Annotated in this window: 24 protein-coding genes and 1 tRNA gene; 14 read left to right on the forward strand and 11 right to left on the reverse strand. The window is 72.3% G+C overall.

Annotated elements, in window-relative coordinates; all coding sequences use genetic code 11:
* Positions 1–7: 7 nt before the first annotated feature.
* Together chpH and ACWD1Z_RS21380 are read right to left on the reverse strand one after the other, a co-directional pair.
* Positions 8–241, reverse strand: coding sequence for a chaplin ChpH (gene chpH, locus ACWD1Z_RS21375; protein WP_389419395.1), 234 nt, complete (start codon positions 239–241; stop codon positions 8–10).
* A 130-nt stretch (positions 242–371) separates the two neighbouring features.
* Positions 372–1697, reverse strand: coding sequence for a M20/M25/M40 family metallo-hydrolase (locus ACWD1Z_RS21380; RefSeq protein ID WP_451120760.1), 1326 nt, complete (start codon positions 1695–1697; stop codon positions 372–374).
* A gap of 187 nt (positions 1698–1884) precedes the next feature.
* On the opposite strand from ACWD1Z_RS21380, the gene ACWD1Z_RS21385 reads away from it, so the two are divergent.
* The 5 genes from ACWD1Z_RS21385 (at position 1885) to ACWD1Z_RS21405 (ending at position 8737) form a co-directional block, all read left to right on the forward strand.
* Positions 1885–1972: transfer RNA gene (locus tag ACWD1Z_RS21385), tRNA-Leu, on the forward strand.
* 98 nt (positions 1973–2070) lie between these two features.
* Complete coding sequence (locus tag ACWD1Z_RS21390; protein WP_451120762.1) at positions 2071–2820, forward strand: alpha/beta fold hydrolase; 750 nt, start codon at positions 2071–2073, stop codon at positions 2818–2820.
* A gap of 249 nt (positions 2821–3069) precedes the next feature.
* The gene (locus ACWD1Z_RS21395) at positions 3070–6924 is read left to right on the forward strand and encodes a Pls/PosA family non-ribosomal peptide synthetase (RefSeq protein ID WP_451120764.1); all 3855 of its coding nucleotides are present in this window, start codon (positions 3070–3072) and stop codon (positions 6922–6924) included.
* Positions 6925–6989: 65 nt separating this feature from the next.
* Positions 6990–8369, forward strand: coding sequence for a M1 family metallopeptidase (locus ACWD1Z_RS21400; protein ID WP_451120766.1), 1380 nt, complete (start codon positions 6990–6992; stop codon positions 8367–8369).
* Positions 8366–8737, forward strand: a complete 372-nt coding sequence (locus tag ACWD1Z_RS21405) for a YchJ family protein (RefSeq protein ID WP_451120768.1) — start codon at positions 8366–8368, stop codon at positions 8735–8737. Before ACWD1Z_RS21400 ends, ACWD1Z_RS21405 begins: the two co-directional genes overlap by 4 nt.
* A 20-nt stretch (positions 8738–8757) precedes the next feature.
* Here the strand turns inward: ACWD1Z_RS21405 and ACWD1Z_RS21410 are convergent, their stop codons facing one another.
* Positions 8758–9465 (reverse strand): FadR/GntR family transcriptional regulator, encoded by a 708-nt coding sequence (locus ACWD1Z_RS21410; protein ID WP_451120770.1) that lies wholly within the window; start codon positions 9463–9465, stop codon positions 8758–8760.
* Positions 9466–9608: 143 nt separating this feature from the next.
* Between ACWD1Z_RS21410 and ACWD1Z_RS21415 the strand changes: the two genes are divergently transcribed.
* Positions 9609–10136 (forward strand): gluconokinase, encoded by a 528-nt coding sequence (locus ACWD1Z_RS21415; protein WP_451120995.1) that lies wholly within the window; start codon positions 9609–9611, stop codon positions 10134–10136.
* 50 nt (positions 10137–10186) lie between these two features.
* Positions 10187–11584, forward strand: coding sequence for a GntP family permease (locus ACWD1Z_RS21420; protein WP_451120772.1), 1398 nt, complete (start codon positions 10187–10189; stop codon positions 11582–11584).
* 78 nt (positions 11585–11662) lie between these two features.
* Here ACWD1Z_RS21420 and ACWD1Z_RS21425 read toward each other — a convergent pair whose 3' ends face one another.
* The 4 genes from ACWD1Z_RS21425 to ACWD1Z_RS21440 form a co-directional block, all read right to left on the reverse strand.
* A complete protein-coding gene (locus ACWD1Z_RS21425; RefSeq protein ID WP_451120774.1) occupies positions 11663–12283 on the reverse strand; it encodes a cytochrome b/b6 domain-containing protein in 621 nt (206 codons plus the stop codon).
* On the reverse strand, positions 12267–13001 hold the full coding sequence (locus ACWD1Z_RS21430) for a molybdopterin-dependent oxidoreductase (RefSeq protein ID WP_451120776.1): 735 nt from the start codon (positions 12999–13001) through the stop codon (positions 12267–12269). Before ACWD1Z_RS21430 ends, ACWD1Z_RS21425 begins: the two co-directional genes overlap by 17 nt.
* Before the next feature lie 93 nt (positions 13002–13094).
* A complete protein-coding gene (locus tag ACWD1Z_RS21435; RefSeq protein WP_451120778.1) occupies positions 13095–14639 on the reverse strand; it encodes an APC family permease in 1545 nt (514 codons plus the stop codon).
* A 79-nt stretch (positions 14640–14718) separates the two neighbouring features.
* Positions 14719–15666 (reverse strand): hypothetical protein, encoded by a 948-nt coding sequence (locus ACWD1Z_RS21440; protein ID WP_451120780.1) that lies wholly within the window; start codon positions 15664–15666, stop codon positions 14719–14721.
* A 364-nt stretch (positions 15667–16030) separates the two neighbouring features.
* On the opposite strand from ACWD1Z_RS21440, the gene ACWD1Z_RS21445 reads away from it, so the two are divergent.
* Genes ACWD1Z_RS21445 through ACWD1Z_RS21460 form a run of 4 tightly spaced genes read left to right on the forward strand, consistent with a single transcriptional unit; the run spans position 16031 to position 18196 of the window.
* On the forward strand, positions 16031–16927 hold the full coding sequence (locus ACWD1Z_RS21445) for a DMT family transporter (RefSeq protein WP_451120782.1): 897 nt from the start codon (positions 16031–16033) through the stop codon (positions 16925–16927).
* Between the two features lie 27 nt (positions 16928–16954).
* A complete protein-coding gene (locus ACWD1Z_RS21450) occupies positions 16955–17479 on the forward strand; it encodes an NUDIX hydrolase (RefSeq protein WP_451120784.1) in 525 nt (174 codons plus the stop codon).
* 10 nt (positions 17480–17489) lie between these two features.
* Positions 17490–17882: a YidH family protein gene (locus ACWD1Z_RS21455; protein ID WP_451120786.1), complete on the forward strand. Its 393-nt coding sequence runs from the start codon at positions 17490–17492 to the stop codon at positions 17880–17882.
* Positions 17870–18196 carry a DUF202 domain-containing protein gene (locus tag ACWD1Z_RS21460; protein ID WP_451120788.1) on the forward strand — a complete coding sequence of 109 codons (327 nt, stop codon included), beginning with the start codon at positions 17870–17872 and terminating at the stop codon, positions 18194–18196. The genes ACWD1Z_RS21455 and ACWD1Z_RS21460 overlap by 13 nt, the downstream gene beginning before the upstream one ends.
* Here ACWD1Z_RS21460 and ACWD1Z_RS21465 read toward each other — a convergent pair.
* Positions 18193–19161, reverse strand: coding sequence for an NADP-dependent oxidoreductase (locus ACWD1Z_RS21465; protein ID WP_451120790.1), 969 nt, complete (start codon positions 19159–19161; stop codon positions 18193–18195). The genes ACWD1Z_RS21460 and ACWD1Z_RS21465 overlap by 4 nt on opposite strands.
* A gap of 111 nt (positions 19162–19272) precedes the next feature.
* Here ACWD1Z_RS21465 and ACWD1Z_RS21470 point away from each other — a divergent pair, with 111 nt between their 5' ends.
* The 3 genes from ACWD1Z_RS21470 (at position 19273) to ACWD1Z_RS21480 (ending at position 21978) form a co-directional block, all read left to right on the forward strand.
* Positions 19273–19569 (forward strand): hypothetical protein, encoded by a 297-nt coding sequence (locus ACWD1Z_RS21470; RefSeq protein ID WP_451120792.1) that lies wholly within the window; start codon positions 19273–19275, stop codon positions 19567–19569.
* Between the two features lie 165 nt (positions 19570–19734).
* Complete coding sequence (locus ACWD1Z_RS21475) at positions 19735–20757, forward strand: phosphotransferase family protein (protein ID WP_451120794.1); 1023 nt, start codon at positions 19735–19737, stop codon at positions 20755–20757.
* Between the two features lie 6 nt (positions 20758–20763).
* Entirely contained in the window at positions 20764–21978 is a 1215-nt protein-coding gene (locus ACWD1Z_RS21480; RefSeq protein ID WP_451120796.1) for an acyl-CoA dehydrogenase, read from the forward strand.
* A gap of 6 nt (positions 21979–21984) precedes the next feature.
* Here the strand turns inward: ACWD1Z_RS21480 and ACWD1Z_RS21485 are convergent, their stop codons facing one another.
* The 3 genes from ACWD1Z_RS21485 to ACWD1Z_RS21495 are packed head-to-tail and all read right to left on the reverse strand — an operon-like array spanning position 21985 to position 25030.
* Positions 21985–22578: a TetR/AcrR family transcriptional regulator gene (locus tag ACWD1Z_RS21485; protein ID WP_451120798.1), complete on the reverse strand. Its 594-nt coding sequence runs from the start codon at positions 22576–22578 to the stop codon at positions 21985–21987.
* Positions 22579–22604: 26 nt separating this feature from the next.
* Entirely contained in the window at positions 22605–24269 is a 1665-nt protein-coding gene (locus tag ACWD1Z_RS21490; RefSeq protein ID WP_451120800.1) for a class I adenylate-forming enzyme family protein, read from the reverse strand.
* Positions 24266–25030, reverse strand: coding sequence for an SDR family oxidoreductase (locus ACWD1Z_RS21495; RefSeq protein ID WP_451120802.1), 765 nt, complete (start codon positions 25028–25030; stop codon positions 24266–24268). Before ACWD1Z_RS21495 ends, ACWD1Z_RS21490 begins: the two co-directional genes overlap by 4 nt.
* Between the last annotated feature and the right edge of the window lie 33 nt (positions 25031–25063).

Genomic DNA, 25063 nt, shown 5'->3' on the forward strand with positions numbered 1-25063 from the left:
GGCAGCGTCACTTGTTCACGCAGGTGTTGCCGAAGGCGGGGTTCAGCAGCCCGATCACGTTGATCGTGTTGCCGCACACGTTCACCGGGATGTGCACGGGAACCTGGACCACGTTGCCGGACAGGACACCCGGGGAGTGCACCGCGGCGCCCTGGGCACCGGCGTCGGCGACGGCCATGCCCGCACCCGCGAGAACGAGACCACCGGTGGCAGCCGCAGCGGCGACGATCTTCTTGATCATTATTCCTCCTGGTTGGCAATGCGATCCCAAGCAGCGGATCGCATCACCTGTAACGAGGAAGAACTAATGGAGCTACGAGCTTATGGTCACATTCACTCTTCTCAGTCAATTCCGCACAGGCGCGCGAAATTCAGGACGCGTCGAGGAACCGGTCGAGCACCCGTACGCCGAACTTGAGCCCGTCCACCGGCACCCGCTCGTCGACCCCGTGGAACATGCCCGCGAAATCCAGCTCCGGCGGCAGCTTCAGCGGCGCGAAGCCGAAGCAGCGGATGCCGAGGTCGTCGAAGGACTTGGCGTCGGTGCCGCCCGAGAGCATGTACGGCACGGCCCGCGCGATGGGGTCCTCGGCGCTCAGGGCGCTCTGCATGGCGTCGACCAGCCGGCCGTCGAAGTCGGTCTCCAGGGCCTTGTCGGCGTGCACGTCCTCCCGCTTCACGCGCGGGCCGAGGATGCGGTCGAGGTCGGCGAGGAACTCCTCCTCGTACCCCGGCAGGAAGCGTCCGTCGACGTGCGCGGTGGCCTGGCCGGGGATGACGTTGACCTTGTAGCCGGCGCCGAGCATGGTCGGCGCCGCCGAGTTCCGGAGGGTCGCGCCGACCATCTTGGCGATGCCGCCGAGCTTGGCGAGCGTCTCGTCCATGTTCTCGGGGTCGAGTTCGGTGCCGAGCGCGTCGGAGAGCTCGTCGAGGAAGGACCGTACGGTCTTGGTGACCCTGACCGGCCAGGTGTGCCGGCCGAGCCGCCCGACGGCCTCGCACAGCTCGGTGATGGCGTTGTCGTCGTTGGTCATCGAGCCGTGGCCCGCGGTGCCGTCGACGGTGAGCCGCATCCAGTGCATGCCCTTCTGGGCGGTCTCCACCAGGTACAGCCGCAGCTTCTCGTTGACGGTGAAGGAGAACCCGCCGACCTCGCCGATCGCCTCGGTGACGCCCTCGAAGAGGTCCGGGTGCTTCTGGACCAGGTACTTGGCGCCGTAGGTGCCGCCCGCCTCCTCGTCGGCGAGGAACGCGAGCACGATGTCGCGCGGCGGCTTGCGGCCGCTGCGCAGCCGGTCGCGCACGACCGCCAGGGTCATGGCGTCCATGTCCTTCATGTCGACGGCGCCGCGCCCCCACACACAGCCGTCCGCGATCTCGCCGGAGAAGGGGTCGTGCGTCCAGTCGGCGGCGTTGGCCGGTACGACGTCGGTGTGGCCGTGGATGAGGAGCGCGGGCCGGGAGGGGTCCTCGCCCTCGATCCGGGCGATCGTGGAGGCGCGCCCCGGATGCGATTCGATGATCCGCGGTTCGAGGCCCACCTCGGCGAGCTTCTCGGCCACGTACTCGGCGGCCTCGCGCTCGCCCGGGCCCGAGTGGTCGCCGTAGTTGCTGGTGTCGATCCGGATCAGCTCGCGGCAGAGGTCCACGACCTCGTCCTCGCCGGTGACGCTGCTGGCCGTGTCCGTCCCGCTCACGCTGGTTCCTCCCACTGTCACTGCTGGTGGTCCCCCTCATCCTCCTCCTGCGACCGGCCGGGCCCAAGCCCGCCCCCGGCCCGTCGCACGCCGTTCACGGCGGGACGGGGGGGTGATCGGCCACTGTCGAAAGCCTGGTAATGTTTTCTCTGTCGCCGCGGGGGTAACCCCGCACGACAGACACCTTGTCCGGGTGGCGGAATGGCAGACGCGCTAGCTTGAGGTGCTAGTGCCCTTTATCGGGCGTGGGGGTTCAAGTCCCCCCTCGGACACCAGCTGTTGCAGCATCGAGTGCCGGCCGGGAGCGATCCCGACCGGCACTTCGCGTTGTGCGGTGCACTCCCGCGCGTCATGCGCTCTGGGGCAGGCGGGTGTGCACGGCGGGTCAACCCGGCCCCGGCGGCCGGATCTACGGTCCCCGGGAGCAGACCCTCCACGAGCAGGAGTACGACCATGTCATCGCCCGACTCCGCAGCCTCCTACGCCCGCGATCTCGCACAGATCGAGCGGGCCAACGCCACCGGCCGCACCCCTGCCGTGTTCGTGCACGGGCTGTGGCTGCTGCCCACCAGCTGGGACCGGTGGGCGGCCGTCTTCGAAGAGCGTCGGGCAGGTCGCCCAGCACTTCTGCGGCCTGATCGGCAAGCTGGAGCGCAAGCCCGTCGTCATCGGGCACTCCTTCGGCGGCCTGATCACCCAGATCATCGCCGGCCGTGAGCTGTCCCAGGCGTCGGTGGCCATCGACCCGGCGCCGTTCCGCGGGGTGCTGCCGCTGCCGCTGTCCTCGCTGCGCGCGGCGCGGCCGGTGCTCGGCAACCCGGCCAACCTCCACCGTGCGGTGCCGCTGACGTTCGAGCAGTTCCGCTACTCCTTCGCCAACGCGGTGAGCGAGGAGGAGGCGCGCGAGCTGTACGACACCTTCGCGGTGCCGGCGCCCGGCGAGCCGCTGTTCCAGGCGGCGGCGGCCAACATCAACCCGTGGACCGAGGTGAAGGTCGACACCACCGCGGCGGGCCGGGGGCCGCTGCTGATCATCTCGGGCGAGAAGGACAACACCGTGCCGTGGGCCATCGCCAACGCCGCGGACACGGCACTGACGTTCATCCAGCGTTTCGCCCGGTAGACACGCACCGCAGTCGGCCTGGCGCTCTGTGTGGGGCATCTCTCCCGCCCTCGCAAAACGCCAGGTCATCGGCGTGCCCACGACACCTCTACGGCCCGGAAGATCGATTCCGGGTGGCCGTCGGAAGGGGGCGGACATAGCGTCGTACTAAAATTTCCGGCTTGTTACGGAGCTGGACCGGACAACCCCAGGCGCACTGCGGGCCCGCCGGCGCCCCGGAGGCTTCCGGGATCGAGACGCGAGGACCCGATGGCAGCCATGTACGAGAGCAGCGCTCTCGGTCTGCTCGACGAAGAGATCCGTGAGCGGTTCGGTGACACGGCACGTTTCTCCGGGGGCCCGGCGGCCTCCCCGCGCACGCTCGTCGACATCCTCGACGCGTCCGTACGCTCCTACCCGGACGAACTCGCCCTGGACGACGGCACCACGCGGCTGACCTACCGGGCGCTGGCGGCCGAGGTGGCGCGGGTGCGGCGGCTGCTCGCCGGGGCCGGGGTCGGACTCGGTGACCGGGTGGGCGTGCGGGTGCCGTCCGGGACCAACGATCTGTACGTCGCCGTCCTGGCGGTGCTCGCGGCCGGCGCCGCCTATGTGCCGGTCGACGCGGAGGACCCGGACGAGCGGGCCGAGCTGGTCTTCGGCGAGGCGGACGTCCGGGCCGTCATCGGGGCCGGGCACGAGATCACCGCGTACAGCCGGTCCGAGGTCCCCGCCGGGCGGCCCGGGGTGGAGCACGACGCGTGGATCATCTTCACCTCCGGTTCGACCGGCCGGCCCAAGGGTGTCGCCGTCAGCCACGAGAGCGCCGCCGCGTTCGTGGACGCCGAGGCCGCGCTGTTCCTCACCGAGGAGCCGATCGGGCCCGGGGACCGGGTGATGGCGGGGCTCTCGGTCGCGTTCGACGCGTCCTGCGAGGAGATGTGGCTGGCCTGGCGGTACGGCGCCTGTCTGGTGCCGGTACCGCGGTCGCAGGTGCGCAGCGGCGCCGATCTGGGGCCGTGGCTGGTCGAGCAGGAGATCACCGTGGTGTCCACGGTGCCCACGCTGGCCGCGCTCTGGGAGCCGGACACCCTCAACGAGGTCCGGCTGCTGATCTTCGGCGGTGAGGCCTGCCCGCCGGAGCTGGCGCAGCGGCTGGTGACCGAGGGCCGCGAGGTGTGGAACACCTACGGGCCGACCGAGGCGACCGTGGTGGCGTGCGCGTCGCTGATGTCGGGCGAGGAACCGATCCGGATCGGGCTGCCGCTGAACGGCTGGGAGCTGGCCGTCGTCGACGAGTCCGGGGAGCCGGTGCCGATGGGCGGCAGCGGCCAGCTGGTGATCGGCGGGGTCGGGCTCGCCCGGTACCTGGACGCCGAGAAGGACGCGGAGAAGTACGCGCCGCTGACGTCGCTGGGCTGGGACCGGGCGTACCGCAGTGGTGACCTGGTCAGGGCGGAGCCGGAGGGTCTGATCTTCCTCGGGCGGGCCGACGAGCAGATCAAGCTCGGCGGGCGGCGGATCGAGCTGGGCGAGGTCGACGCGGCCCTCCAGGCGCTGCCCGGGGTCGCCGGCGCCGCTGCCGCCGTGCGCACCGCCCGCAGCGGCAACCAGCTCCTCGTCGGGTACGTCGTCACCCAGGACGGCTGGGACCAGCCGGCCGCCGTCGAGAAGCTGCGCGCCGAACTGCCGGCCGCGCTGGTGCCGCTGCTGGCCCCGGTCGAGGACCTGCCGACCCGCACGAGCGGCAAGGTGGACCGCAACGCGCTGCCCTGGCCGCTGGAGGGCCTGGAGACGGGCAGCAAGACGGAGCGGCTCTACGGCACCGAGGCGTGGCTCGCCGAGCAGTGGACGGAGGTCCTCGGCATCCCGGTGACCGGTGCCCGGGACGACTTCTTCGCGATCGGCGGCAGCAGCCTGGCCGCCGCCCAGCTCACCACCCGGCTGCGCGAGCGCTACCCGAGCGCGGCCGTCCTCGACATCTACCAGCAGCCCACCCTGCGCAAGCTGGCCCGGCACCTGGAGGAGTCCGCGCAGGACGACGGCTCCCGGCGGACGATCGCCCCGGTGCCCCGGCGCGCGCAGGCGATCCAGCTCCTCGTGCTGCTGCCGCTGTTCACACTGCTCGGGCTGCGCTGGATGGTGCCGCTGGCGGCGCTCGGCAACGTCCTGACCGGGTACGGCTGGCTGCCGACCGCGCCCTGGTGGCTGGTGGTGGCCGGAGCGCTGGTGTTCTTCAGCCCGCCGGGACGGCTCGGCATCGCCGCGGGCGGGGCCCGGCTGCTGCTGCGGGGCGTGCAGCCCGGCCGGTACCGGCGCGGGGGCGGTGTGCACCTGCGGCTGTGGACCGCCGAGCGGCTCGCCGAGTTCAGCGGGGCGACCTCGCTGACCGGGGCCTGGCTGGAGCGGTACGCCCGTGCGCTGGGCGCCAGGGTCGGGCCGGACGTCGATCTGCACGCGCTGCCGCCGGTCACCGGCATGCTCAAGCTGGGCCGGGGCGCGGCCGTCGAGTCCGAGGTGGACCTGTCCGGGTACTGGCTGGACGGCGACCGGCTGGAGATCGGCGCCGTCAAGGTGGGCGCGCATGCCGTCGTCGGCACGCGCAGCCTGCTCTTCCCGGGCGCCCGGGTTGGCAAGCGGGCCGAGGTGGCGCCGGGTTCCGCGGTGACCGGAGGGATTCCGACCGGTCAGCGCTGGGCGGGGGCGCCCGCGGTGAAGCTGGGCAGGGCCAAGCGGAACTGGCCCAAGGACCGGCCGCGCCGCAGCGCGTTCTGGCGGGGCATGTACGGCGTGAGCGGGCTGGCGCTCAGTGCGCTGCCGGTGGTGTCGGGGGCGGCGGCGCTCGGTGTGGCGTATCCGCTCGTCGACGCCGATGCTCCTCTCACGGGTGCCGCGCTGGCGCTGGTGCCGGCCACGCTGGCCTTCGGGCTGACGTACGCGCTGCTGATCCTGATCGGCGTACGGCTGCTGAGTGTGGGCCTGAGCGAGGGCACGTACGCCACGCACAGCCGGGTGGGCTGGCAGGCGTGGACGGTCACGCAGCTCATGGACCGCTCCCGGGAGACGCTGTTCCCGCTGTACGCCGGTCTGGCCACGCCGGTGTGGCTGCGGCTGCTCGGCATGCGGATCGGCAAGGGTGCCGAGGTCTCCACGGTGCTGGCGCTGCCCGGCCTCACCACGGTCGGCGAGGGCGCCTTCCTGGCCGACGACACCCTGACCGCGCCGTACGAGCTCGGCGGCGGCTGGGTGCGGATCGGGCGCGCGGAGATCGGCCGGCGGGCGTTCCTCGGCAACTCGGGGATGACCGCGCCGGGGCGGAGCGTGCCGGACGACGGTCTGGTCGGGGTGCTGTCGGCGACGCCGAAGAAGGCCAAGAAGGGCACCTCGTACCTGGGGCTGCCGCCGGTGAAGCTGCCGCGCAGTGCGAGCGGCGGCGACCGGAGCCGGACGTACGATCCGCCGGCGCGGCTGCTGTGGGCGCGCGGTGCGGTGGAGCTGTGCCGGATCGTGCCGGTGTTCTGCTCGGCCGGGCTGGCCGTGCTGACGGTGGCGGCGCTGTGCGCGCTGGGCGGCTGGGCGTGGCCGCTGGGCGGTCTGGTGCTGCTCGCGGCGGGCGCGGCGGCGGGGCTGGTCTCGATGCTCGCCAAGTGGGCACTCGTCGGGCGGCACCGCGGCGGGGAGCATCCGCTGTGGAGCGGGTTCGTGTGGCGCAACGAGCTGGCCGACACCTTCGTGGAGGTGCTGGCCGTGCCGTGGCTGGCCGGTTCCGTGCCGGGGACCGCGGTGCTGACGGCGTGGCTGCGCGGGATGGGCGCGCGGATCGGCAAGGGCGTGTGGGTGGAGAGCTACTGGCTGCCGGAGACGGACCTGGTGACCCTGGAGGACGCGGCGACGGTGAACCGGGGCTGTGTGCTGCAGACGCACCTCTTCCACGACCGGATCTTGCGGACGGATACTGTGGTCCTCCGTGAGGGCGCGACGCTGGGTCCTGGCGGAATCGTCCTGCCCGGCAGCACGATCGGGGCCCGCACCACGCTGGGTCCCGCGTCGCTGGTGATGGCCGCGGAGTCCGTTCCCGACGACACGCGCTGGCTGGGCAACCCGATCGAGTCGTGGCGGCGTTGACCGGCGCCGCGGCGCCGGGGGGCGAGGAACGTCGTACGAGCGCAGCGCAGGGAGCAGACGCAGCAGTGGCAGTTCAGCAGTCCGTGGGTGCGGACCCGTACTTCCCCGACAACGGTGATCCCCGTTACCGGGTGCACCGGTACGAACTCGCGCTGGACTACCGCCCGGGCCCCAACCGGCTGTCGGGGACGGCCCGGATCAACGCCATCGCGGGCCGGTCGCCGCTGGCCGAGTTCCAGCTGAACCTGGCCGACTTCAGGATCGGCCGGGTCCGGCTGGACGGCCGGCAGGCGCACTACACGCACCGCGGCGGGCGGCTGCGGGTGAAGCCGGCCAAGGCGCTCCGGCCCGGGGCCGCGTTCACCGTCGAGGTGCACTGGTCGGGCAACCCCAAGCCGGTCGCCAGTCCTTGGGGCGGGCTCGGCTGGGAGGAGCTGGAGGACGGGGCGCTGGTGGCGAGCCAGCCGGTCGGGGCGCCCTCCTGGTACCCGTGCAACGACCGTCCGGCGGACAAGGCGTCGTACCAGATATCCGTCACGACGCCCTCGGCGTACGCGGTGGTCGCGGGCGGCCGGCTGCTCACCCGGACGACCAAGGCGTCGACGACGACCTGGGTGTACGAGCAGTCCGCGCCGACGTCCAGCTATCTGGTCGGGCTGTCGATCGGCAAGTACCAGACGGTGCTGCTGGGCGACCCGGGCCCCGGCGGGGTGCCGCAGCACGGGCACATCCCGGCGCAGCTGCTCCCCCGGTTCTCCCGGGACTTCGCGCGCCAGCCGCAGATGATGGAGCTGTTCCAGGAGCTGTTCGGGCCCTACCCGTTCGACGAGTACGCGGTCGTGGTGACCGAGGAAGAGCTCGATGTGCCCGTCGAGGCGCAGGGGTTGTCGCTGTTCGGCGCCAACCATGTGGACGGGGCGCGGGGTTGGGAGCGGCTGGTCGCGCACGAGCTGGCCCACCAGTGGTTCGGCAACAGCGTCTCGATCGCCGACTGGCGGCACATCTGGCTGAACGAGGGTCTGGCGAAGTACGCCGAGTGGCTGTGGTCGGAGCGGTCGGGCGGGCGTACGGCGCAGCAGCTCGCCGCCGCGGCGCACCGGTCGCTGGCCGCGCAGGCGCAGGACCTGAAGCTGGCCGACCCGGGCCGCAAGCTGATGTTCGACGACCGTCTCTACCAGCGCGGCGGGCTGACCGTGCACGCCCTGCGCTGCGCGATGGGCGACGACGCCTTCTTCCGCATGCTGCGCGGCTGGACGGGGCTGCACCGGGGCGGGGCGGTGAGCACGACGACGTTCACCGCGCACGTGGCCCGGTTCGCGAGCGAGCCGCTGGAGGAGCTGTTCGAGGCATGGCTGTACGGCACGGCGCTGCCGCCGTTGCCGGCGCCGGTGACGTCGTTGCCGGCGAAGCCGCCGTATCCGCCGAGCACGGGAGCCTCCGCATGAGCCGGTGTCCCTGTGGTGGGTCCGAGCCGTACGAGAAGTGCTGTGGCCGCTTCCACTCGGGTGCCGCCGCGGCGCCGACCGCCGAGGCGCTGATGCGGTCGCGGTACAGCGCCTTCGTGAAGGGGAACGTGCCGTATCTGCTGCGCACGTGGCACCCGCGGACCAGGCCCGCGCGGCTCGACCTGGACCCGTCGATGCGGTGGACCGGGCTGGAGATCCTGTCGGCCACCGAGGGCTCGGCGTTCCACTCCACCGGCACCGTGACCTTCCGGGCGTCCTTCCGGGGCGGCTCGCTGCACGAGCGGAGCCGGTTCGAGCGGGTGGACGGGGCGTGGGTGTACGTGGACGGGGAGTTCCCGGACCAGTAGGCGGGGACCGGCAGGCCGGGCTACGGGCCGGGGGCCAGGATGTCCAGTTCCTGGAGGGCGCCGACCGTGATCTCGCGGACCAGGTGTTCGGCGCGGGCCGCGTCGCGGGCGCGGACCGCCTCCGCCACCTGGACGTGCAGGGTGACGGCGGCGGGGTCGGGGTCCTCGAACATCACCTCGTGATGGGTGCGGCCGGCGAGGACCTCGGCGACCACGTCTCCGAGGCGGGCGAACATCTCGTTGCCGGAGGCGGTGAGGATGACCCGGTGGAAGGCGATGTCGTGGAAGAGGTAGCCCTCCAGCTGGTGGCCGCGGGAGTTGGCGACCATGCCGAGGGCGCACTCGGTGAGTTCGGCGCACTGTTCGGCGGTGGCGTTCCGGGCGGCGAGGCCCGCGGCGGCCGGCTCGATCGCGGAGCGCAGCACGGTGAGCGAGCGCAGCTGGTGGGGGCGGTCGGCGCCGGCCAGCCGCCAGCGGATGACCTGGGGGTCGTAGACGTTCCACTCGCACTTCGGGCGGACGGTCACGCCCACCCGGCGGCGGGACGCCACCAGATGCATGGACTCCAGGACGCGGACCGCCTCGCGCATCACCGAGCGTGAGACGTCGAACTGCTGGGCAAGTTCGTCGGTGCGCAGAACGCTGCCCGGGGGGTACTCGCCCGCGGTGATCGCGGGGCCGAGGGATTCGAGTACCTGTCCGTGCAGCCCCCGGCCCGTTGTGCTCATGCACACAGCGTACGGGGGAGCTCACAGGAACAAAAAGTCAGATTTATTTGTCACAGGCTCTTGAATTCGTCGTACCTAATGGGTTTCAGTGTGGCCGACGTCAGATGGCGACGTCGTATGTCGAGGAAGACAGCGAGGCAGTGATGCGTACCCCCTACGTCGTCGTGGTGATGGGCGTCGCCGGAACGGGCAAGACCACGATCGGTCCGCTGATAGCCGCCCGGCTCGGCGTCCCGTACGCCGAGGGTGACGACTTCCACCCGCAGGCCAACATCGCCAAGATGTCGGCCGGTACCCCGCTCGACGACGCGGACAGGTGGCCCTGGCTCGATGCCATCGGCGCCTGGGCGCACCAGCGGACGGGGCTCGGCGGGGTGGTCAGCAGCTCCGCGCTGAAGCGGTCCTACCGCGACCGGCTCCGGGCCGCCGCTCCCGGGGTGGTGTTCGTCCACCTCGCCGGCAGCCGCGAGCTGATCGAGGACCGGATGCGGCAGCGCAAGGGCCACTTCATGCCCACGGCCCTGCTGGACTCGCAGTTCGCCACGCTCCAGCCGCTCCAGGCGGACGAGGCGGGCGTCGTGGTGGAGGTCTCGGGCACGCCCGAGGAGATCGCCGCGCGTGCCGTGGCCGCGCTGGACGCCCTCGGCACTCCGCCGGACCCGGCGTCGTAACCCCCCACGCTCTCCTCTCCCCACCCCCGTAACCGCAAGGGAATCCCCCCGTGACCAGACTCAACGCCGAGCTGCTGGCAGCGGACACCGTCGAGCCGATCACCTCGGCCGGTCATGCCCAGCTGGGCATCGCCGTGCTGGCGGGCATCGCCGTCATCGTCCTGCTCATCACCAAGTTCAAGCTGCACGCCTTCCTGTCGCTGACCATCGGGTCGCTGGCGCTGGGCGCGTTCGCCGGAGCGCCGCTGGACAAGGTGATCACCAGCTTCACCACCGGGCTCGGCACCACCGTCGCCGGCGTGGGCGTGCTGATCGCCCTCGGCGCGATCCTCGGCAAGATGCTCGCCGACTCCGGCGGCGCCGACGAGATCGTCGACACGATCCTCGCCAGGGCGAGCGGCCGGTCCATGCCCTGGGCGATGGTGCTGATCGCCTCGGTGATCGGCCTGCCGCTGTTCTTCGAGGTCGGCGTGGTGCTGCTGATCCCGGTCGTGCTGATGGTCGCCAAGCGCGGCAACTACTCCCTGATGCGCATCGGCATCCCCGCGCTCGCCGGTCTGTCCGTGATGCACGGCCTGGTCCCGCCGCACCCCGGCCCGCTGGTCGCGATCGACGCGGTGCAGGCCAACCTGGGCGTGACGCTGGCCCTGGGTGTCCTGGTCGCCATCCCGACGGTGATCATCGCCGGTCCGCTGTTCTCCCGGTACGCCGCCCGCTGGGTGGACGTCCCGGCCCCCGACCGGATGATCCCGCAGCGCGCCTCGGAGGAGCTGGAGAAGCGCCCCGGCTTCGGCGCCACCCTCGCCACGATCCTGCTGCCGGTCGTGCTGATGCTGTCCAAGGCGCTCGTCGACATCATCATCGACGACCCCGAGAACACCACCCAGCGCGTCTTCGACGTCATCGGCTCCCCGCTGATCGCCCTGCTCGCCTCCGTCCTGATGGGCATCTTCACGCTGCTGCGCCCGGCCGGGTTCGGCAAGGACCGGGTCTCCGGCCTGGTGGAGAAGGGCCTCGCGCCCATCGCCGGCATCCTGCTGATCGTCGGCGCGGGCGGTGGCTTCAAGCAGACGCTGATCGACTCCGGGGTCGGCCGGATGATCCTGGAGATATCCGAGGACTGGTCCATCCCGGCGCTGCTGCTGGCCTGGCTGATCGCGGTGGCGATCCGGCTGGCGACCGGTTCGGCGACGGTCGCCACGGTCTCGGCGGCGGGCCTGGTCGCGCCGCTCGCGGCGGGCATGTCCACCGGCGAGACGGCCCTGCTGGTCCTCGCCATCGGCGCCGGCTCGCTCTTCTTCAGCCATGTCAACGACGCCGGTTTCTGGCTGGTGAAGGAGTACTTCGGGCTGAGCGTCGGCCAGACCATCAAGACCTGGTCGGTGATGGAGACGATCATTTCGGTGGTCGCGGGCGGCATCGTGCTGCTGCTGTCGCTGTTGATGTAGCGGCGTTGATGCAGCGGCCTTACGGCACCGCTGGGCCCATCCCGTCCTCGGCATCGAGGAAGGGGCGGGCCCTGCTGGTCACGGCCGCCACAGCGGATGCTCCCGCTGCGCCCACTCCCGGCTCACCGAGCCGGTGCGCATGCCGCGGCGGGCCTCCGGGTCGGCCAGGGCCATGCCGATGTGGCCCCCGAGGACGACGCCGATGGTCAGGGCCAGCCAGTCGTGGACGAAGGTGGCACCGGTACGCCAGGTCAGGGGCGTGAGGTGGGTGAACCACATCATCAGGCCGGTGCCGAGCATGACCAGCGTGGCGCCCGCGATCCAGGAGGCGTAGAGCTTCTGGCCGGCGTTGAACTTGGCGGCGGGCCGGGCACCGGGAGTCCGGTCGCGGCGCAGGGCGGCGCGCAGCCAGCGGCGGTCATGAGGGCCGAAGCGGTTCAGCCGGCCCAGGTCGGCGCGCAGGGCGCGGGAGACCAGGCCCGTCAGGAGCGGGACCGGAAGGGCGAGGCCCGCCCACTCGTGGACGCGGACCACCAGGGCGCGTCGGCCGACCAGCTCCGCGAGCTGGGGGACGTAGAGGCAGGCCGCCGTGGCCACGCAGAGGCCCATCAGGAGTGCGGTGGTGCGGTGGACCCACCTTGTCGCCCGGTCGAAGCGGCGGAGCGTCGGGGCGGGCGGGGGCTCAGTCCGTGGGTTCATCGTCGCGTCCGTTCGAGCGGCCCACCCAGGCGTCCACGTCGTAGCCGCGCTCCTCCCAGTAGCCCGGGCGCACGTCCTCGGTGACGGTGATGCCGGAGAGCCACTTGGCGGACTTGTAGAAGTACATGGGGGCCACATAGAGGCGGGCCGGGCCGCCGTGGCTGTGGCCGAGGTCCTTGTCCTGCATGCGCAGGGCGACCAGGACGTCCAAGCGGCGGGCCTGGTCGAGGGTGAGGCTCTCGGTGTAGACGCCGTCGAAGCAGGTGAAGCGCACCGCCCCGGCCGAGGAGCGCACCCCCGCCGCGTCCAGGAGCCGGGACAGCCGTACGCCCTCGAAGGGGGTGTCGGGGACGCGCCAGCCGGTGACGCACTGGACGTCGCGGACCAGGCGGGTCTGCGGCAGCGCGCGCAGCTCGGCCAGGGTGTAGGACCTCGGGCGGTCCACCAGTCCGTCGACGGTGAGGCGGTAGTTCCCGGCGCTCTTGCGCGGCACGGAGGAGGCGACGGAGTAGTAGCGGAAGCCGCCGCCGTTGGGGAGCAGCCCGGTCAGTCCGGTCGGGTCCCGCTCGGCGGCACCGGCGAGGAAGGACTCCAGGCCGCGCTGGAGGACGGGCGCGGCGGCCACGCCGAGGGCGCCCAGGCCCAGGGTGCCGAGGAGGACGCGGCGGCCGATCGGCGTGCCGCGCTCCTCGGGCCCTGCGGGGTCGTCGGGGTTCACCTGTTCATTCGAGCACCCGTGGCCCGGGGCGGGCCAGGGGCCGCGGGTGCCCGTCAGGGTTCCGTAATCTCGGTGCGTCGCCGTTCCGGGGTCTCAGTGCGTCGTCTCCGACGCCTTCTCCAGCTGGAACGCCTCGTTGCCCTGGCCGATGCGGGCGTGCGCCTCGGGGTCGCGGGCGCGCAGGACGAGGCCCTGGGCCAGGCCGCCGACCAGGGCGAGGGCGATGATGCCCGGCAGGAGCCAGTGCAGGGACGAGCCGGGTCCCGAGCCGACGAGGACGTCGAAGTCCTTGACGGTGTAGACGACGATGACGGACAGCGCGACCGTGGCGAGCCCGGCGGCGGTCAGCCGCCAGAACTGGCTGCCCGCGGCCCCGCGGCGGACGAAGAAGGCCACGACGGACACCGAGGCGATGGCCATCAGGAGCGTGACGCCGAGCGCGCCGACGTTGCCCATCCAGGTGAACAGGTGCAGCACCGGCGCGGTCGGGTCACCGGTCGGCTTGTCGTCGGCGAGCGCGAAGGCGCTCACCACCACCAGGGCGATCACCGTCTGGAGCAGGGAGCCGGTGCCGGGGGCGCCGCTCGCGCTGTTGGTGCGGCCGAAGACGGCGGGCAGCAGACCCTCACGGCCCATGGCGAAGGCGTAGCGGGCGACGACGTTGTGGAAGCTGACCATCGCGGCGAACATGCCGGTCACGAACAGGATGTGCAGCACGTCGGTGAAGGTCTCCCCGAGCAGGCCCTCGGTGAGGAAGAACAGCATTCCGGCGCTCTGCTCCTGGGCGGTGCCGACCACCGCGTCGGGGCCGGTGGCCACCGTGATCGCCCAGCAGCTGATCGTGTAGAAGACGGCGATGCCGCCGATGGCCAGGAACATCACGCGCGGCACGAGGACGTGCGGGCGGCTGGTCTCCTCGGCGTAGACGGGGGCCTGCTCGAAGCCGAGGAAGGCGGCGACGCAGAAGCAGAGGGCGGTGCCGATGCCGGCGCCGCTGAGCGTGTCCGGGTCGAAGGCGGCCAGGGACAGGCCCTCGGGGCCGGGGTCGCCGAGGGCGGCGATGTCGAAGATCACGACGAGCGCCACCTCGATGAGGAGCAGCACACCGAGCACGCGCGCGTTGAGGTCGATCTTCAGCAGGCCGAGCGCGCCGACGAGGAGCACGGCCAGCAGCGCCGGTATCCACCAGGCCAGCTCGATCTCCAGGTAGGTGGCGAAGAGGCTGGAGACCTCGAACCCGAAGATGCCGTAGATGCCGACCTGGAGGGCGTTGTAGGCGACCAGCGCGACCAGGGCCGCGCCGGAGCCGGCGGTGCCGCCGAGGCCCCGGGAGATGTAGGCGTAGAAGGCGCCGGCGTTGTGCACGTGCCGGCTCATCTCGGCGTACCCGACGCTGAAGAGGGCGAGCACCACGCCGAGCATCACGAACAGCAGCGGCTGCCCGGTGATGCCCATGACCCCGAAAGTCGTGGGCATGACACCGGCGACCACCATGAGCGGTGCGGTCGCGGCGAGCACGGACAGCAGCAGACCGAGGGTGCCGAGCCGGTCGGCGCGCAGGGCCCGGTCCTGGCCCTTGAACGTGCTGATGCCGCCGGCGGCGGGAGGACTGCTCGTTCTCGAACTGCCCGTGGTCATCGGGGGTGATCCTTTCGGGAGTGGCGGGGGTGAGGGGGTAACGGGTGGCAGGGGTGGCGGTGCGGGGCGTGCGGGTGCTTCACACCGTGCCGAGCGCGCTGTCGCGGGCGGCACGGAAGGCGGGGTAGGGGTCGCGGTCCGGGTACGACCAGGGCGCCGGGGTGACGTGGTCGCCGATGCGGTGGAACAGGGCGGCGGCCTCGGCGCCCCGGCCCTCGCAGTACTTGGCGTGGGCGAGGAAGTTCAGGTCGACCAGGCGGCGTGGATGGCCCTCGTGCTCCCACTCCAGCCACCAGTCGAAGGCGGCCTTCATCACCTGGCGGGCCCGGCGGCCGACCCAGTGCCCGGAAGCGGCGGGGTCGGCGGACTCGTGCCCGGCCGCGGCCAGCACCCGGTAGCGCTCGGCGTGCGCGATGACCGGCAGGATCGCGAGCGGGGAGTCGGCGGGTGCGCGGTCGGCGGCGCCGTTGGCGAAGTCGTAGACCTCGTGCAGCGGGTCCGGACCCAGGGCCGGGTGGCGCTCGGCGAGCCGGGCGACCATCAGGTGGTGGGCGTGGTGGTGGTCGGGGTGCCGGGCGCGGACCTCCTCGAAGAGCTTCAGCGCCTCCTCCTCGGTGCCGGTGCCCCGGGTGAGCATGAGCAGACCGAGCCAGGGGGTCGGGTCGGCCGGGGCGTGCGCGGCCGCGGTGTGGCAGGCCTCGCGGACGCGGTCCGGCTTCTCCTTGCCGCGCAGGGCGCGCTGGACCTGGGCGAGGGCGAGCAGGACGCGGGCGTCGGCGGACTCGGGTTCGGCGAGGAGCCACTCACGGGCCCAGGGGGCGCTGTAGGTCTCCTGGGCGAGGACGGCGACGCGATGGCCCCGGCGGTCCCAGTCGTCGGCGGTGTGCGCGAGCAGGGAGCGGGCGCTCTGCCACCGGCCCTGCGCCAGTGCCGCCCGCGCGGTGCTGAGGTCAAGGTCGTCGAGGGCGCCGTCTGGCGTCTGGGCCGCGCGCTTGCGGCCGCGGCCCAGGGGTGGGGGTGGAGACACCGCGGGAACATCCTCACGCGACGCGGGTCGACGTCTGTTTCGGTTTGCCATGGTTTCGGTTTGCCATCAAGCGATCACACACAGCCAACCCCCCGCCAATGCTTCGCGTCAAGGGCCACCGACGCGTTACACGCGTCAACTCCTGTGACGGATGAGGCAGTTGTGGCGTGTTGCGGGTCTTGCGATCGTCCGGATCGTGGGATTGGACCGTACCTGTGGCGTAGGCCATGGTGTTTCCGGCGCCGGGCGCGGACCATGGCGGGAAGTCCATCGCTCCCAGGGGCGCGCCGGCCCCCGGGAAGCCACGGTCGGCCACCGCGCGGTACGCGCCCCGAGCCCCGGCCGAACGATCGAGGAACGTCGCGTGTCGCTTCAGGTTCTGCTTCTCGCCGTGAGCGCCGCCTGCTGCCTGGGCTTCGGCTTCGTCCTCCAGCAGAACGCCGCCCAGAAGGCCCCGCTCAGCGACTTCCTCTCCCCGCGCCTCCTGCTGGACCTGGTGAGGGTGCCGCGCTGGCTCGGCGGCATCGCCCTGATGGCCGTCGGCATGGCGCTCGGCGCGGTCGCGCTCGGCCAGGGCCGGCTGTCCCTGGTGGAGCCGCTGCTCGCGACCAACCTGCTCTTCGCGATGGCCCTGTCCCGGTACCAGACCAAGCAGTCCCTGGGACGGCAGGGCTGGCTGGGTCTGCTGCTGCTCGCGGGGGGCGTGGCGACGTTCATCGTGGCCGGCGAGCCGACCGGTGGCGCCGCGCCGGCGGACCCGTTCCGGCAGTGGCTGATCATCGGCGTGATGACCGGCACGGCGCTGCTGCTCACCGCGTACGCCAGGCGCTCGCGCCTCGGCTCCGGGCCGGCCCTGCTCGCCACGGCGGCCGGTCTGCTCTACGGCGTCCAGGACGCCCTCACCCGGGTGACCGGCCAGCGCTTCGGCGAGGGCGGCCTCGCCGCGGTGCTGACCGGCTGGCAGCCGTACGCCGTGCTGGTGCTCGGGGTCACCGGTCTGGTGCTGGTGCAGAGCGCCTTCGAGACCGCGTCGCTGCGTGTGTCGCTGCCCGCCCTCACCGCCGCCCAGCCGCTGGCCGGCATCGCCTGCGGGGTCGGCTTCCTCGGCGACCGGCTGCGCACCGACGCGGGCGCCCTGGCCTGGGAGTCCGCGGGGCTCGCCGCGGTCGTCGTGGGCATCGTCCTGCTCGGACTGCACCCGGCGATGCCGTCCGGCCAGGCGGTCCGGGAACGGGCACGGGCCCTCCAGCCGAGCGCCTGACGTGGCGGGCCCTGCTTGGATGGCCCCATGAGCGCAGCTGACGAGATCCTCGACGTCGTCGACGAGAACGACCAGGTCATCGGCGTGGCCCCGCGCGGCCGGGTGTACGCCGAGGGGCTGCGGCACCGGTGCGTGTTCATCCAGGCCAGGGACGCCGACGGCCGCCTCTTCGTGCACCGCCGCACGCCGACCAAGCTGGTCTTTCCCTCCCTGTACGACATGTTCGTCGGCGGTGTCGTCGGCGCGGGTGAGTCCTACGCGCAGGCGTCCCTGCGGGAGGCGGAGGAGGAGCTGGGGGTGTCCGGGCTGCCGGAGCCGCGGTTCCTCTTCAAGTTCCTCTACGAGGACGACGCCGGCCACGGCTGGTGGTCGGCCGTGTACGAGGTGCGCTGCGAGCTGCCGGTGAAGCCCCAGGTGGAGGAGGTGGCCTGGCACGCCTTCCTGCCGGAGCCGGAGGTGGTGGCGCACCTCGCGGACTGGGAGTGGGTGCCGGACGGGCTCGCCGCGTACCAGCGGCTGCGGGCGCACCGGGCGGCGGAGGGCTCCCGGTAGGGTCCGGGGCGTGATCGAATTCGTACGGAACGTCCGGCTGTGGTTCGCGCCCGAGGAGATCCGGCGGGAGGGCGGCACACCGGACTACCGGTTCTCGCTGGCGAACGAGCGCACCTTCCTCGCCTGGCTGCGCACCGCGATGGCGCTGGTCGGCGGCGGTTTCGCGGTGGACCAGTTCCTGCCGGACCTGCGCTGGGGCTGGCGGGTCGGACTCGCGCTCGCGCTGCTCGCGGCGGGCGTGCTGTGCTCCCTGCGCGCGGTCAATCACTGGGTGGCCTGTGAGCGGGCGATGCGGCGCGGCGAGGATCTGCCGGTGTCCCGGTTCCCGGCGCTGCTGAGCGTGGTGGTCGCGGTGGTGGCGCTCGCGATGGTCGTGGTGGTGCTGGTCGGATGGGAGGGGTGACCCCGCCGCCGGCGCGGGACCCGGGGCTCCAGCCCGAGCGGACCCGGCTGGCGTGGCGTCGTACGACCCTGGCGGCCACCGTCGCCGCGGTGCTCGCCGTGAAGACGGCCCTGCACGGCGGGGTCTCGGCGCCGCGGATCGTGGTATGCGCCCTGTGCTGTGCGCTGTGGCTGGGCTTCCTCGCGGTCGCCAACCGCCGCATCCACACCCTCGCGGCGAGCCCGGAACCGACGGCCCTGGCCCCCCGGCACGCGACGGCGGCGGTGCTGTGCACGGTCGCGCTGGCGGTGTGCGGGGCGCTGCTGATCCTTTAGGGCGACGGCGACGGCCGGGACCGAGGGGAGTCCTCGTCCCACGGGACCGTCACCACGATCTTGCCTCTGGTGCGTCCCTCCTCGTTCGACCGGTAGGCCTCCGCCGCCCGCTCCAGCGGGTACGTCTCCGACACGTGGACCGTGATCACGCCCTGCTCGGCCAGCTCGGTCAGCCGCAGCAGGTCCTCGGCGTCGGGGCGGACGAAGTAGTAGCGGCCGCCGTAGTCGAAGACCTCCGCGTCGGCGAGGGACACCAGCCGCCCCTCCGGGCTCAGCACGTTCGCCGACGCCTTCAGCGCGTCGCCGCCGACGGTGTCGAGGACGGCGTCCACGCCCTCGGGGGCCAGGCCCCGTACCCGCTCGACCAGGCCCTCACCGTACTCCACCGGCTCACCGCCCAGGCCGCGCACGTAGTCGTGGTGGCGCGCGCTCGCCGTGCCGATGACCCGGGCGCCGAGGTGCCGGGCGAGCTGGACGGCGATGGAGCCCACCCCGCCGGCCGCCGCGTGCACCAGGACGGTCTCGCCGCGCCTGACCTGGAGCACCTTGACCAGCACCTGGTACGCGGTCAGCCCGACCAGCGGCAGCCCGGCCGCCTCCTCCCAGGTGAGGTTGCGCGGCTTGCGCGCGAGGGTGCGCAGCGGAGCCGCGACGTACTCGGCGAAGGTGCCGCGGGACAGGAAGTCCTCGCGCACGTACCCGATGACCTCGTCGCCGACGCCGAACTCGGTGACCGAGACCCCCGGTTGCACCACCACCCCGCACAGGTCCCACCCCGGCACCACCGGGAAGACCGCCGGCAGGGCACCGTCGAGCAGCCCCTCGCGGCACTTCCAGTCGACCGGATTCACGGCCGCGGCCCGCACCTTGACCAGCACCGAGTCGGGACCGACCTTGGGCTCGGCCAGCTCACCGTGCACCAGCACGTCGGGGCCGCCGTAGCGGGAGTAGCTGATCGCCTTCATGGCTCCGACCCTCCGGGGTACCCGGACGCCACGCAAGCCGAATGAGCGGATATGCGCCGTTCGCGTGGCAGCCTGTCCGACGTCATCCCCGCACCTCCGAAGGTGAGCACCATGACCACCCCCCACCAGGAACACGCCTCCCACGCCCACACCCACGGACCCGGCTGCGGACACACCGAGGTGCCGCACGGCGACCACGTGGACTACGCCCACGGAGGGCATCTGCACCGCGAGCACGGCGACCACTGGGACGAGTGCGAGCCGGACGGCCACGCCGGCCACGAGGGCCACGACCACCGGCACGGAGACGGCTGCGGGCACGAGAGCGTCCTGCACGGCGACCATGTCGACTATCTGCACGACGGTCACCGGCACGCCTCCCACGAGGGCCACTGGGACGAGCACTGACCCGCCGCCCCGGCCGGAAGGCACCCTCCGACAGCTCCCCGTCGCCCTGCGCGGGGAGCTGTCGGCCTATCGTGGCTCCGATCACTTTGGGCTCACCCCCTGGACGACATACCGACCGGTCGGCATCATTGGTCGGGACTCGTTCACCTGCCCGTAGGAGCCCCGATGAGCCCCGACCACCCGCCCGGACTCGATCTCGACCGGCTGCGCGCCCTGCTGGAGCGCGAGCGCCCCGGCCTGGTGCACGGCCCGCTGACCGGCCGGCTGATCGAGGGTGGACGGTCGAACCTCACCTACGCCGTCTCGGACGGCACCGCCCGCTGGGTGGTACGGCGGCCTCCGCTCGGCCATGTCCTCGCCACCGCGCACGACATGAAGCGCGAGCACCGGGTGATCAGCGCGCTGCACCCGACGAACGTCCCCGTGCCGGAGCCGGTGCTGCTGTGCGACGACGAGAGCGTACTCGGGGCGTCCTTCTACGTGATGGAGTTCGTCGAGGGCACCCCGTACCGCACCGCGGGCCAACTGGCCCCGCTGGGTGCCGCACGCACGCGGCAGGCGGTGCTCGGGCTGGTGGACACGCTCGTCGACCTGCACGCGGTGGACCCCGCCGAGGTGGGCCTCGCGGACTTCGGCCGCCCGGAGGGCTTCCTCGACCGCCAACTGCGCCGCTGGGGCAAGCAGTTGGACGCCTCCCGCAACCGTGACCTGGCTGGCATCGACGAGCTGCACGCCACCCTGGGACGCCGACTGCCCGGCTCCCCCGCGCCGACGGTGATCCACGGCGACTACCGCCTCGACAACGTCCTGATCGGCGACGACGACCGGATCAAGGCGATCCTCGACTGGGAGATGTCCACCCTCGGCGATCCGCTCACCGACCTGGGCCTGCTGGTGATGTACAGCCTGCCGCTGGACATGCCCGACTCCCCCGTCTCCACCACCGCCGAGGCCCCGGGGCACCCGGCTCCGGCCGAGCTGATCGAGCGGTACGCCGCGCGCTCGGGGCGCGATGTCTCCGCGGTCTCCTGGTACACGGCGTTCGCCTGGTTCAAGCTCGCCGTGATCCTGGAGGGCATCCACTACCGCTACACCCTGGGCCAGACGGTCGGACGCGGCTTCGACCGCATCGGCGACCTGGTCCCGGTCTTCATCGAGCACGGTCTGACCACCCTTCAGGAAGGCTGACGGCACATGGACTTCGCGTTCGACGCACGCACCGAGGAGCTGCGCGGCAAGCTGCTCGCCTTCATGGACGAGTACGTGTATCCGGCCGAGGCGGTGGCGGAGGAGCAGCGCGCCGCGCTGGCCTCGCCCTGGGACACCCCGGCCGTGGTCGAGGAGTTGAAGGCCGAGGCGCGCCGGCAGGGCCTGTGGAACCTCTTCCTCCCGGACACCGAGTACGGCGCCGGACTGACCAACCTGCAGTACGCCCCGCTCGCCGAGATCACCGGCCGTTCCCCGCACCTGGCGCCGACCGCGCTGAACTGCGCGGCGCCGGACACCGGCAACATGGAGGTGCTGTACCAGTTCGGCGACGAGCAGCAGAAGAAGCAGTGGCTGGAGCCGCTGCTGGCGGGTGAGATCCGCTCGGCGTTCGCGATGACCGAGCCCGATGTGGCCTCCTCCGACGCCACCAACATCACCACCCACATCGAGCGGGACGGCGACGAGTACGTCATCACCGGCCGCAAGTGGTACATCTCCGGGGCGATGAACCCGGACTGCAAGATCTTCATCGTGATGGGCAAGACGGACCCGGACGGCGAGGACCCCCGCCGCCAGCAGTCGATGGTCCTGGTCCCGCGCGACACCCCGGGCGTGACGGTCCGGCGCGCCATGCAGGTCTTCGGGTACGAGGACCACTCGCACGGCGGCCACGCCGAGGTGGTCTTCGACCACGCGCGCGTGCCGGTGGCCAACATCGTCGGCGAGGAGGGCGGCGGCTTCGCCATCGCGCAGGCCCGGCTCGGGCCCGGCCGTATCCACCACTGCATGCGGCTGATCGGCATGGCCGAGCGGGCGATCGAGCTGATGTGCCGCAGGGCGGTGGACCGTACCGCGTTCGGCAAGGCGCTGGCCCAGCAGGGTGTGGTGCACAACTGGATCGCGGACGCGCGGGTCACCGTGGAGCAGCTGCGCCTGCTGGTGCTGAAGACGGCCTGGATGATGGACACCGTCGGCAACCGGGGCGCCCACACCGAGATCCAGGCCATCAAGATCGCCACCCCGCGTGCGGTCGTCGACATCATCGACCGCGCGATCCAGCTGTACGGCGCGGGTGGTGTGAGCCAGGACTTCCCGCTGGCCGAGCTGTACGCGAGCGCCCGCACGCTGATGATCGCGGACGGGCCGGACGAGGTGCACCAGCGGTCGCTGGCGCGCCGGGAGCTGAAGAAGTACCGGTGAGGACCCTTACGGTCTGAGCGCCCTCAGCAGCAGGTCGGCCAGATGGTCGGCCAGCTCCTGGGGGCTCATCGGCCCGTCGGGGCGGTACCACGTCGACAGGTGGTGGACGGAGCCGAAGTGGTAGTCCACCACCAGGTCGGCCGGGGTCGCGGTGGAGAAGACCCCGGCCTGCTGGCCCTCCTCGATGAGCGCGCGGAAGCGCTCGTGGTAGCGGCGGCGCTCGGCGCGCACCTGCTTGTTCTTCTCGGGGCTCAGATGGTGCATCGAGCGGAAGAAGATCGACGCGTCGTCGAGGTTGTCGATCGTGGTCACGACGACGTCGGCCGCCGCGGCCCGCAGCCGCTTCTCCACCGGCTCGTCGGCGCCCGCGAGGGCGTCCAGACGCTCCTGCTGGACGCGCAGCACGCGCGCGTACACCTCGTGCAGCAGGTCGTCCTTGGAGCCGAAGTAGTGGTACAGCGCCCCCTTGGTGACGCCTGCCGCCTCCACGATCTCCTGTACCGAGGTCCGGTCGTAGCCCTGCTCGGCGAAGAGCCGGGTGGCGGCGGCCAGCAGCCGCTGCGGGACGGGGGTGCCGTCCGCGTCCGTCGTCCTGGGCACTGTGCCGCCACCTGCCTTTCGAGTTCTCACTGGCTGTCGTGCGCGCGGGAGCGCAGCTCCCGCCGGAGGATCTTCCCACTCGCCGTCTTCGGCAGGTCGGGCAGGATCTCCACCTGGCGCGGGTATTTGTAGGCGGCCAGTCTCTCCTTGCAGTACACCGCCAGTTCATCCGGGTCCGGCTCGGCGCCCGGGCGCAGGCTGATGTACGCCTTCACGGTCTCCCCCCGGTACCCGTCGGGCACCCCGACCACGGCCGCCTCGCGTACCGCCGGATGGGTGTACAGCACGTCCTCGACCTCACGCGGCCACACCTTGAACCCGGACGCGTTGATCATGTCCTTCTTGCGGTCGACGACGTACAGCCAGCCCTCGCGGTCCATGAACCCGATGTCACCGGTGCGCAGCTCACCGCCGGGGAAGGTCTCCGCGGTGGCCTCGGGCCGCCGCCAGTACCCGGGCACCACCTGCGGCCCGCTGACCACGATCTCGCCCTGCTCCCCGAAGGGCACCTCGGCGCCCTCGTCGTCGACGATCCGCACGAGCGTGTCGGGGCCGGGCACGCCCACCGCGAGCGTCCCGGAGGCCGGGTCGACCGGCGCCTCCCGGGCGGGCGGCACGGCGGCGCAGGGCGCGGTGCACTCGGTGAGGCCGTAGCCGTTGCGGATGTACGGACCGAAGCCGGCCCGGAACTTCTCCACCAGCGCGGGCGGCAGCGGCGCGCCGCCGGAGGAGATGATCCGGAAGGAGGCGAAGTGCTCCCGGGTCGCGGCCGGGTGGGCGGCCAGCGCCATGAAGGCGGTCGACGGACCGACGGTGTAGTGCGGGTGGTGCTCGGCGAACGCGTCCAGCACGACACCGGCCTCGAAGCGGTACGCGAGCACCAGGGTGCCCGCGCTGTTCAGGCAGGCGCCGAACTGGCAGACCATGCCGGTGATGTGGAACAGCGGGGCCAGCGCGAAGTACACCGGCGCCTCGGGCAGCGGCAGCCCGGTCCGCTGCCGCTCGGCGTTGTGCATGATGTTGCCGTGCGTGTTGGTGGCGCCCTTGGGGGCGCCGCTGGTGCCGGAGGTGTAGCTGATCAGGGCGAGGTCGGCGGGCAGCGGATCGCGTCCTTCGGGAGCCGGGTGCCCGGCGCGGGCGACGGCCGTCAGATCGTCGGCGTCGGCGGCCTGCGGCAGCCGCTCGAAGTTCAGCACGCGCGCGTCGCCCCGGGTCTGGAAGTCCAGCTCGCAGCCCGTGAGCACGATCCGCACCGGCGAGTCGGCGGCGGTCTCGCGCAGATACGTCTGCCAGGCGCGGTCCGAGCAGATCAGCGCGGCCACGTCGCCGTCCCGCAGGACGTGCGCCATCTCCCCCGACTTGTACATGGGGTTGACCGGCACGACGGTCGCGCCCGCCTTCCAGGCGCCGAGCACGGCGAGCACGAAGAGCGGGGAGTTCTGCAGCAGGACGGCCACCCGCTCGCCGCGTTCCAGCCCGCGCGCGGCCAGGTGCCCGGCGACGGAGTCGCTCAGCGCGTCGGCCTCGCGGTAGGAGAGCCGGCCGTCGAAGTAGGCGAGGAAGTCGCGGTCCGGATGCTCGGCGGTGGCCCGGCGCAGGGCGTGCACCAGGGAGTCGTCGGGGTCGATCGGGGCGCGCTGGGCGTCGTCGAGGAGGGCGAGCCAGGGCTTGTCGGCGTAGGAGGTGCTCATCGCGCGGCCTCCCACTTGCGCTGGATGTGGTTCATGGTGCCGAGCCAGCGCTCGGGATCCGCGGCCCGCCCCTGGTAGTACCCGGCGACCTCGGGGTGCGGGAGGATCAGGAACCGGTCCTCGGCCATGCCCTTGAAGAGCGCGTCGGCCACGTCGTCCGGCTCGATGGCGGTCGGCTGGAGGACCAGGTCGCCCGCGCTGCCGCTGGCGGTGAGCATGTCGGTGCGCACGCCTTGCGGGCAGATGGCGTGCACCTTGATCCCGCGGTGCCGGTAGGTCAGCTCCAGCCACTCGGCGAAGGCGTACGCGCCGTGCTTGGTGACGCTGTAGGGCGCGGCCCCGATCATGGTGAGCAGGCCGGCGGCGGACACGGTGGAGACGAACCGCCCGCTTCCCCGCTCCAGCCAGCCCGGGAGGAGTTCCTGGGCGGCCCGGACATGGGCCATGACGTTCACGTCCCAGGCCAGCGCCCAGACGTCCTCCCCGGCGGCCTCGGACCCGCCGGAGCCGACGCCGGCGTTGGCGCAGTACACGTCGACGACCCCGTCCAGGGCGTCCCGGGCCGCCCCGATCACGGTGGAGGCGTCACCGGGCACGGCGATGCCGCCGATCTCCTGCGCGACGGCTTCGGCCTTGCCTGCGTCCAGGTCGTTCACGACCACCCGGGCCCCGGCGCCCGCGAACCGCCGGGCGAGCGCGGCCCCGATGCCCCCGCCCGCTCCCGTGACGACGACTCCGGCATCCTGCAAGGCTTCCACCATCGGTCTCCTTCGACTGCGGCTCGGTCGGCACGG

This window comes from Streptomyces sp. NPDC002784, from assembly GCF_053592135.1.

Coding starts and splice junctions, on each gene's coding strand:
- ACWD1Z_RS21495 (WP_451120802.1), bottom strand. CDS start 25,030: ATGGTGGAAGCCTTGCAGGATGCCGGAGTCGTCGTCACGGGAGCGGGC.
- ACWD1Z_RS21410 (WP_451120770.1), bottom strand. CDS start 9,465: ATGAGCACAACGGGCCGGGGGCTGCACGGACAGGTACTCGAATCCCTC.
- ACWD1Z_RS21450 (WP_451120784.1), top strand. CDS start 16,955: ATGAGCGCAGCTGACGAGATCCTCGACGTCGTCGACGAGAACGACCAG.
- ACWD1Z_RS21470 (WP_451120792.1), top strand. CDS start 19,273: ATGACCACCCCCCACCAGGAACACGCCTCCCACGCCCACACCCACGGA.
- ACWD1Z_RS21405 (WP_451120768.1), top strand. CDS start 8,366: ATGAGCCGGTGTCCCTGTGGTGGGTCCGAGCCGTACGAGAAGTGCTGT.
- ACWD1Z_RS21395 (WP_451120764.1), top strand. CDS start 3,070: ATGGCAGCCATGTACGAGAGCAGCGCTCTCGGTCTGCTCGACGAAGAG.
- chpH (WP_389419395.1), bottom strand. CDS start 241: ATGATCAAGAAGATCGTCGCCGCTGCGGCTGCCACCGGTGGTCTCGTT.
- ACWD1Z_RS21435 (WP_451120778.1), bottom strand. CDS start 14,639: ATGACCACGGGCAGTTCGAGAACGAGCAGTCCTCCCGCCGCCGGCGGC.
- ACWD1Z_RS21425 (WP_451120774.1), bottom strand. CDS start 12,283: ATGAACCCACGGACTGAGCCCCCGCCCGCCCCGACGCTCCGCCGCTTC.
- ACWD1Z_RS21415 (WP_451120995.1), top strand. CDS start 9,609: ATGCGTACCCCCTACGTCGTCGTGGTGATGGGCGTCGCCGGAACGGGC.
- ACWD1Z_RS21460 (WP_451120788.1), top strand. CDS start 17,870: ATGGGAGGGGTGACCCCGCCGCCGGCGCGGGACCCGGGGCTCCAGCCC.
- ACWD1Z_RS21475 (WP_451120794.1), top strand. CDS start 19,735: ATGAGCCCCGACCACCCGCCCGGACTCGATCTCGACCGGCTGCGCGCC.
- ACWD1Z_RS21490 (WP_451120800.1), bottom strand. CDS start 24,269: ATGAGCACCTCCTACGCCGACAAGCCCTGGCTCGCCCTCCTCGACGAC.
- ACWD1Z_RS21480 (WP_451120796.1), top strand. CDS start 20,764: ATGGACTTCGCGTTCGACGCACGCACCGAGGAGCTGCGCGGCAAGCTG.
- ACWD1Z_RS21465 (WP_451120790.1), bottom strand. CDS start 19,161: ATGAAGGCGATCAGCTACTCCCGCTACGGCGGCCCCGACGTGCTGGTG.